This is a genomic window from Kitasatospora sp. NPDC056651, from assembly GCF_042792155.1.
Taxonomy (GTDB): Bacteria; Actinomycetota; Actinomycetes; order Streptomycetales; family Streptomycetaceae; genus Kitasatospora.
Map to the genome: position 1 here is coordinate 1 of NZ_JBHTWX010000189.1, position 7,441 is coordinate 7,441.

General features: G+C 74.6%; 5 protein-coding genes. 2 read left to right on the top strand and 3 right to left on the bottom strand.

Annotated elements, in window-relative coordinates; all coding sequences use genetic code 11:
• Nucleotides 1–82: 82 nt before the first annotated feature.
• Nucleotides 83–1,246, bottom strand: a complete 1,164-nt coding sequence (locus tag ACFRAR_RS37685; protein WP_380704795.1) for an ROK family protein — start codon at nt 1,244–1,246, stop codon at nt 83–85.
• 348 nt (nt 1,247–1,594) lie between these two features.
• Nucleotides 1,595–3,142 (bottom strand): hypothetical protein, encoded by a 1,548-nt coding sequence (locus ACFRAR_RS37690; RefSeq protein ID WP_380704797.1) that lies wholly within the window; start codon nt 3,140–3,142, stop codon nt 1,595–1,597.
• Nucleotides 3,143–3,424: 282 nt separating this feature from the next.
• Between ACFRAR_RS37690 and paaK the strand changes: the two genes are divergently transcribed.
• The gene (paaK, locus tag ACFRAR_RS37695) at nt 3,425–4,774 is read left to right on the top strand and encodes a phenylacetate--CoA ligase PaaK (protein WP_380704799.1); all 1,350 of its coding nucleotides are present in this window, start codon (nt 3,425–3,427) and stop codon (nt 4,772–4,774) included.
• A gap of 241 nt (nt 4,775–5,015) precedes the next feature.
• Nucleotides 5,016–5,687 (top strand): class I SAM-dependent methyltransferase, encoded by a 672-nt coding sequence (locus tag ACFRAR_RS37700; RefSeq protein WP_380704801.1) that lies wholly within the window; start codon nt 5,016–5,018, stop codon nt 5,685–5,687.
• 115 nt (nt 5,688–5,802) lie between these two features.
• Here the strand turns inward: ACFRAR_RS37700 and ACFRAR_RS37705 are convergent, their stop codons facing one another.
• A complete protein-coding gene (locus ACFRAR_RS37705) occupies nt 5,803–7,239 on the bottom strand; it encodes an aminopeptidase P family protein (protein ID WP_380704803.1) in 1,437 nt (478 codons plus the stop codon).
• Nucleotides 7,240–7,441: the final 202 nt, after the last annotated feature.

Sequence of the window (7,441 nt, forward strand, 5' to 3'; positions counted from 1 at the left end):
ACTGCTCGGTGGGGGGGGGTGGGGTCCGGGGGGGGGGGGGGGGGGGCCCCCCCCCCGGCGCCCGCCGCCGTCCTCCCGGGCGTCAGGCCCGCGGCGGGTCCACCGCGAAGAGCTGCTCCTCGACGTGGTCGAGGGCCACCCGCAGGGCGCCCATCGCCACCACCTCCGAGCCCAGCGCCGCCAGGGCGACCTCCGGGGCGCGCAGGGTGAGCTGGGCGAGGCGCTCGCGCAGCGGGTCGAGGACGCCGTCGAGGCCGGCCGCCCAGCCGCCGATCACCACCAGCTGCGGGTCGATGGCCAGGACGAGCGCGGCGACGCCCTGGACGAGGCGGGTGAGGAAGCGGTCCATGGCGATCCTGGCGACCTCGTCGCCCTCCCGGGCCAGCCGCAGCACCCGGGCCACGGCGGCCTCGTCCAGCGGGTTGAGCGGCTTGCCGGTGGTGGACAGCAGGCGCTCGGGGGTGACCTCCTGGCCGAGCAGGTGCAGCGCGCCGATCTCGCCGGCCGCGCCGCCGAAACCGCGGTGCAGCCTGCCGCCGATGAGGGAGCCGGCGCCCGGGCTGAGGCCGGCCATCACGAACACGACGTCGTCGGCGCCGACCGCCGCCCCCTGCCAGTGCTCGGCGATGGCGGCCAGGTTGGCGTCGTTCTCGATCAGGACCGGACAGCGGAAGGAGCGCCGCAGCCGGGCGCCGAGGTCGAGGCCGGTCCAGCCGGGCATCGCGGTGCCGAGCCGGATGGTGCCCTCGCGGTCCACGATGCCGGGGGTGCCGATGCCGACCGCCCACAGGTTGTCGCGGGAGATGCCGGCCTTGCGCAGCACCTCGGCGACGGCGGTGCGGACGGCGGTGAGCCGCTCCTCGGCCTCCAGGGTCTCGTCCACCGGCTTGAAGTGACTGCCCACCACCTCGCCGGTGAGGTCGGCCAGGATGACCCGGATGTCGTGCACGCCGATCTCGATGCCGAGGATGTGCCCGGCCTCGGCGCGGAAGCGGAACCAGCGGGCCGGGCGGCCGCGGCGGCCGGTGCCCGGCTGGCCCTCCTCCCTCGGCTGCTCGACCTCGGCGACCAGTCCGGTCTCGACCAGACCCTCGATCACGCCCTCGACGGTCGGGCGGGAGAGTCCGGTCTCGCCGACGAGCTGAGTGAGGGTCACGGAGTGGCCGTTCCGCAGCGCCCGGAGCGTGACCGCCGCGTTGATCCGCCGCAGCAGTGAGGAGTCTCCTCCGGTGAGCCGATCCGACAATGCGATGCCCTTCGCCGTTCGCGCGACTGCCCTGGCGCGCGGTGTCGAGTGCGCGGTGCCCACCGAATGGCCCGCGGGGGGAACGCCCCCGGAGAACGCGTCAGGGCGGCAGGGGGCCGCCTGCGCGAGGGCCGGAGGACAAGCCGGAGCCTACCCGGGGAGCGGCCCGGGCGGCGAGGATCCTCGCAGCTCATCACGGCTTCGGTATCGAAATGGTACGGATCGGGTGGCGGCACGTGATCCGGATTTCACCGCTCGGCCACGGAGGGCGGTGGGGGAGGGGCCGGGTCCGCTTCCGTGGGCGGGGAAGCGGACGTCAGCGGTCCGACGGACGGCCCCTCGGGGGCGTCAGCCCACCCGCGCCGCGAACAGCCGCTGACCCAGCAGTCCCATCGGGTGGCCGTCCTCGGGCAGCGTCAGGACCGTCGGGCAGCCGGCGGTGGCGAGCGCCGCCCGCCAGTGCTCGGCCGGGTGGGCGGCGGGGCCGTGGGCGTCGTCGCCGGTGATCAGCAGGTCCAGGTGTTCGGCGGTGGGCGCGAGCAGCAGCAGCCGTCCGCCGGGGGAGACGAGCCGGACCAGCTCCGGGACCTCTTCGGCCGTCCGTCCGGTGGCGGTGGCGACGACGAGGTCGTAGCGGCCGCCGTCGGGGGCGAGGTGGTGTTCGGCGTGCTGCCGGGGCCGGGCGGCCAGGGCGCGGGCGACGGCGGGTTCGCCGCCCTCGGGGTCGAGTTCGAGGACGCGCAGCGGCACCGGTGCCGGGTGGGCGTCGGCGGTACCGCGCACCAGTGCGCCGAGGGCGGCGCCGAGGAAGCCGCGGGCGCCGGCCCAGCGGACCGGGGCGGCGCCCGCGCGGGGGGCCTCCTCGCCGGCGATCAGGCGGGGCAGCCGCTGCGCGCCGCGGCGGACCCGGTCCAGGGCGGCGGCCGGGCCGAGCCCGTCGGCCCAGGCCTCGACGGCCGGGCGCCAGGCGTCCCGCACCGCGGCTGCGCCCGGCCCGGGGCCGCCGCGGAAGACCGGGCCCTGGGCCCCGCCGTCCTGGCGGGTGATCAGGCCGTGCCGGGCGAGCGCGTCCAGCCAGCGGGAGACCCTCGGCCGCTGGGCGGGGGTGACCAGGGCGGTGGCCAGCACCTCGGCCTCGGGGTAGCCGCGCGTCGGGTCGGTGAGCACGTCGGCCTGCTGGAGGGTGTGCAGCAGGGAGAGGAGCACGGCTCGGTCGAGGTGGGCGCCGAACTCGCGGATCTGGGGGGCGGTGACGCCGATGCTGTGCTTCCAGGCGGCGGCGGAGGCGCTCTCGGCGTCGGCGCGCAGCCGGCGGTCGGCGGCCTCGGCGTTGCTGTCCGGGGCACGGACGTGGGCGAGGACGGCGCCGAGCGCGTCGACGGCGGCGTACACGTCCTCCTGGCGGGGCTCGGGGCCGACGTGCAGGACCAGGCGCAGCGTGCGCAGGTCGTGGGCGTCCAGGCCGGGTTGCCGGCTGAGCCGCCACAGCAGGGCTGAGGGCAGGCTGAGGTGGGTGGCCCGGCTGGCGGCGACGGTGGCGAGCTGCTGCTCGGGCCGCTGTTCGGGGTCGCCGCAGTGGACGGTGCCGCCGGCCAGCAGGGTGGCGAGGGCGAGGTCGACGGCGAGGTCGGAGACGGGGTGGAGCACGGTGTGCCGGATCGGCGCGGGGCCGAGGACGCCGGCCCAGTAGCGCAGCCGCTGCTCGGCGGCCCGGGCGGCGGAGGGCGGCAGCGCGGCGTGCGCGGCGACGCGCTGGGCGAGGGCCCGGGGCAGGCCGCCCGGCGGGGAGACGCCGAGCAGCAGGCCGATGCCGCTGATCGCGCGCCCGTCGGCGACCACGGCGGGTCGTTCGCCGAGTTCGCGCAGCGCGCTGACCAGGGCGGGAGTCGTGGGCACGGTGATCACCTTGGGGTGCGGGGAGGGAACCGCACTACTGAATCACGCGGTCGGGGCGGAGGAGGCCGCGGGGAAGTCAAACTTCCGTAATGATTTTCATATTGGATAGCCAAGCTGTGGAGACGAAGCCCCGGTGAAGCGGTCGGAACTTCACATTCCGGGAGGTCTGTGCGATCCCTTGACAGGTGGTTCGGGTACTGGATCAATGGATCGGAACATTCCTGACCGAACGATCGGTCGGGCGGCGGCCCGGGGAGCGGGTGGAGCAGCGAAGGAGCGACGATGACCGGCAGTGCACCCGTCCCGCGCCGACACCTCGGGGAGCCGATCCCGCCGGAGCTGCTGGACGCCGGCGAGCGGATGGGCCTGGACGAACTGCGCGCCCACCAGCTCACCCGGCTGCGGGCCACCCTGCGGCACGCGTACGACAACGTCGAGCTCTACCGCCGCAAGTTCGACGCCGCCGGAGTCCGCCCCGAGGACTGCCGCACCCTCGCCGACCTCGCCCGCTTCCCCTTCACCACCAAGGCCGACCTGCGCGAGGGCTACCCCTTCGGCATGTTCGCCGTCCCGATGGAGCAGGTCCGCCGGATCCACGCCTCCAGCGGCACCACCGGGCTGCCGACCGTGGTCGGCTACACCGACAACGACCTCTCCATGTGGGCCGACGTGGTCGCCCGCTCGATCCGCGCGGCCGGCGGCCGGCCCGGCCACAAGGTGCACATCGCCTACGGCTACGGGCTGTTCACCGGCGGCCTCGGTGCCCACTACGGCGCCGAACGGGCCGGCTGCACCGTCATCCCGGCCTCCGGCGGCATGACGGCCCGCCAGGTGCGGCTGATCCTGGACTTCGAACCCGAGATCATCATGGTCACCCCGTCCTACCTGCTGACCCTGCTGGACGAGTTCGAGAAGCAGGGCGTCGACCCGCGAAGCACCTCGCTGCGGGTGGGCATCTTCGGGGCCGAGTCGTGGACGGAGGAGATGCGGCGCGAGATCGAGGAGCGGCTCGACCTGCACGCCGTCGACATCTACGGCCTCTCCGAGGTGGTCGGCCCGGGCATCGCCCAGGAGTGCGTGGAGACCAAGGACGGGCTGCACATCTGGGAGGACCACTTCTATCCGGAGGTCGTCGATCCGCTGTCCGATCGGCTGGGGGCCGACGAGGTGCTGCCCGAGGGGGAGGTCGGTGAACTGTGCTTCACCTCGCTCACCAAGGAGGCGCTGCCGGTCATCCGCTACCGCACCCGCGACCTCAGCCGGCTGCTGCCCGGCACCGCGCGGCCGGCCTTCCGGCGGATGGAGAAGGTCACCGGGCGCAGCGACGACATGATCATCCTGCGCGGGGTGAACGTCTTCCCGACCCAGATCGAGGAGATCCTGCTGCGCACCCCGGGCGTCGCGCCGCACTTCCAGCTGCGGCTGGGCCGGCAGGGGCGGCTGGACCGGATGACCGTCCGGGTCGAGGCCCGGCCGGAGGCCTCGGGCGAGCAGCGGGAGGCGGCGCGGACGGCGATCGTCGCGGCGGTGAAGGACGGGGTCGGGATCACGGTCGCGGTCGAGGTGGTGGACCCGTACACGCTGGAGCGCTCGGTCGGGAAGATCAGGCGAGTGGTGGACGAGCGGGAGTGAGCGGTGGCGGTGGGGCGACACGGGGCGCCTTGCGGTCGTGACGGGTGGCGGGGGCGGCGGGGGTGGCGGGGTGGCGTCGGAGGCGTACGGCTCGTCCGGGGGGTCCTGCCGTACGCCTCCAACGTCTACAGCAATGTAGACGTTGGTTCGGCGATGCGTCCACCCGCCCCCCGCCACGGGTGCGTGCGCACCCTCGTCGCGGGTGCGTGGGCACCCCCGCGCGGGCCCTATGCTGCGGGGCATGCCAAGCGAGTTGCGCACCCTTCAGCCCGCCGAGGACCTCGCCTTCATCCGGCGGGAGACCGGACTGAAGCCCGTCCCCTTCGTGCCCGAGATCAGCCTGCACATGGCCGAGGACGCCATCGCGCTGTGGGAGACCACCGAGCGGGCGCGCGGGCGGGCCGGGCTGCCGCCGCCGTTCTGGGCCTTCGCCTGGGCGGGTGGCGTGGCGGTCGCCCGCTACGTCCTGGACCATCCCGAACTGGTCGCCGGCCGAAGGGTGTTGGACATCGCGGCCGGCTCCGGACTGGTCGGGGTGGCGGCCGCGCTGCGCGGGGCGACGGACGTGCGCGCCGCCGAGATCGACGCCTACGCGGTGGCCGCGATCGGGCTGAACGCCGAGGCCAACGGGGTGCGGGTGGCAGGCGCCCTGGTGGACCTGGTGGACGGGGACGGCGGCCCGGCCGAGGTGGTGCTCGCGGGGGACGTCTTCTACGAACGGGCCATGGCCGCCCGTTTCCTGCCCTTCCTGGAGCGGGCCGTGGCGCGCGGCGCGACCGTCATCGTCGGCGACCCGGGCCGGGCCTACCTGCCCCGGGACCGGTTCACCGCGGTGGCGGCGTACCAGGTGCCGGTGGTCGCGGACCTGGAGGACACCGCCGTCAAGACCACCACGGTGTGGCGGCTCGGCTGACGCCGCGTCACCCGGCGGAGTGGCCGTCCGAGCGGTGGTCCGAGTAACGGCCCGGCCGCGGAACGGCCCGTGTTCCCGCCCGGGCCGGTACGGGAGCACGGGCCGCGGCCGTCCGTCAGCCGCGCAGTCGCGCCAGCCAGGTCTCGACCTCGTCGGAGGTCCGGGGGAGGTCGGCGGAGAGGTTCTCGTTGCCGTCCTCGGTGACCAGGATGTCGTCCTCGATCCGCACCCCGATGCCCCGGTACTCCTCCGGCACCGTCAGGTCGTTCTCCTGGAAGTAGATGCCCGGCTCGACGGTGAGCACCATGCCCGGCTTGAGCGGCCCGTCGACGTGTTCCTCGGTGCGGGAGTGGGCGCAGTCGTGGACGTCCAGGCCCAGCATGTGGCCGGTGCCGGCCAGGGTGAAGCGGCGGTGCAGGCCCAGCTCGTACACCTTGTCCGCGCTCAGGTCGCCGAACAGGCCCCAGGAGGTGAGGTGCTCGGCCAGCTCGCGCTGGGCGGCGTGGTGGAAGTCGCGGAACTGCCCGCCCGGCTTGACGGCCGCGATGCCGGCCTCCTGGGCCGCGTACACGGCGTCGTAGACCTTGCGCTGGATCCCGGTGAAGCGGCCGCTGACCGGCAGGGTGCGGGTGATGTCGGCGGTGTAGAGGTGGTTGGTCTCCACGCCGGCGTCGAGCAGCAGCAGGTCGCCGGGCTTGGCGTGGCCGTTGTTGCGCACCCAGTGCAGGGTGGTGGCGTGCGGCCCGGCCGCGGCGATGATGCCGTAGCCCGCGTCGTTGCCCTCGATCCGGGCGCGGAGGAAGAAGGTGCCCTCGATCAGCCGCTCGGCGGTCTCGGAGTCGGTGCCGAGGACGCGCACCACGTCCTCGAAGCCGCGGGCGGTCGCCGCGCAGGCGAAGCGCATCTCCTCGATCTCCCACGCGTCCTTGACCAGGCGCAGCCCGGACAGGAAGACCTCGAACTCGTCGTCCAGCTCGGTGGAGCCGCGGCCCGTGAGCGCTGCCTCCACGCCCGCGTCGTGCCGGCGCAGCACCCGCACCGGGCCGGTGGTGGCGCGCAGGTCGGCGTGGACGGCGCGGACGTCCCGGCAGGGCAGGCCGAACAGCCGCTCGCTCTCGGTGAGGCTGTTGCGGCGGCCGTCCCACAGCTCGCCGTGGCCGTCCAGCCAGAACTCGCCGTTGTCGACGCGGGAGCGGCCGCGGAGGTAGAGCACGGCCTCGTGGCCGCTCCCGCCGGTGGGCAGCAGCACCAGCACGGCGTCCTCGGACTGGTCGCCGGTGAGGTAGGCGTAGTCGGAGGAGGGCCGGAACGGGTAGTCGGTGTCGTTGGCCCGCACCTTGGGGTTGCCGGCCGGGACCACCAGCAGCTCGCCGGGGAAGGCCGCGGACAGCGCGGCGCGGCGGCGGGCGGTGTACGCGGCCTGGGCCACCGGCTCCAGGGCGGTGCGCTCGGTGTCGGCCCAGCCCTGCGTCATGTTCTCGGCCAGTTCGTCCGTCACCCCGCGGGTCAGGCCGTTCTTGCGGTACTTGATGGGCTCGGTGGGCTCGGTCACTGCGGAATCTCCAGATGAGGGCGGCAGGGGATGCGACAACGCCTCGCTACGCCGGGGATACGTAACAAGCGTTTTGTACCGTATATCGAACACGCGCCGAAGAGAAGAGCCCGACCGCGACCTCTGGAACGGAACCGCCCGGAGCCGGAAGCTGCCCGGAAACGGAAACCGCCCGGGCGCCGGCTCGGGTGAGCCGGCGCCC

What these genes read in the sequence shown, in the direction of transcription:
- paaK (WP_380704799.1), top strand. Translation starts at nt 3,425, where the DNA reads ATGACCGGCAGTGCACCCGTCCCGCGCCGACACCTCGGGGAGCCGATC.
- ACFRAR_RS37700 (WP_380704801.1), top strand. Translation starts at nt 5,016, where the DNA reads ATGCCAAGCGAGTTGCGCACCCTTCAGCCCGCCGAGGACCTCGCCTTC.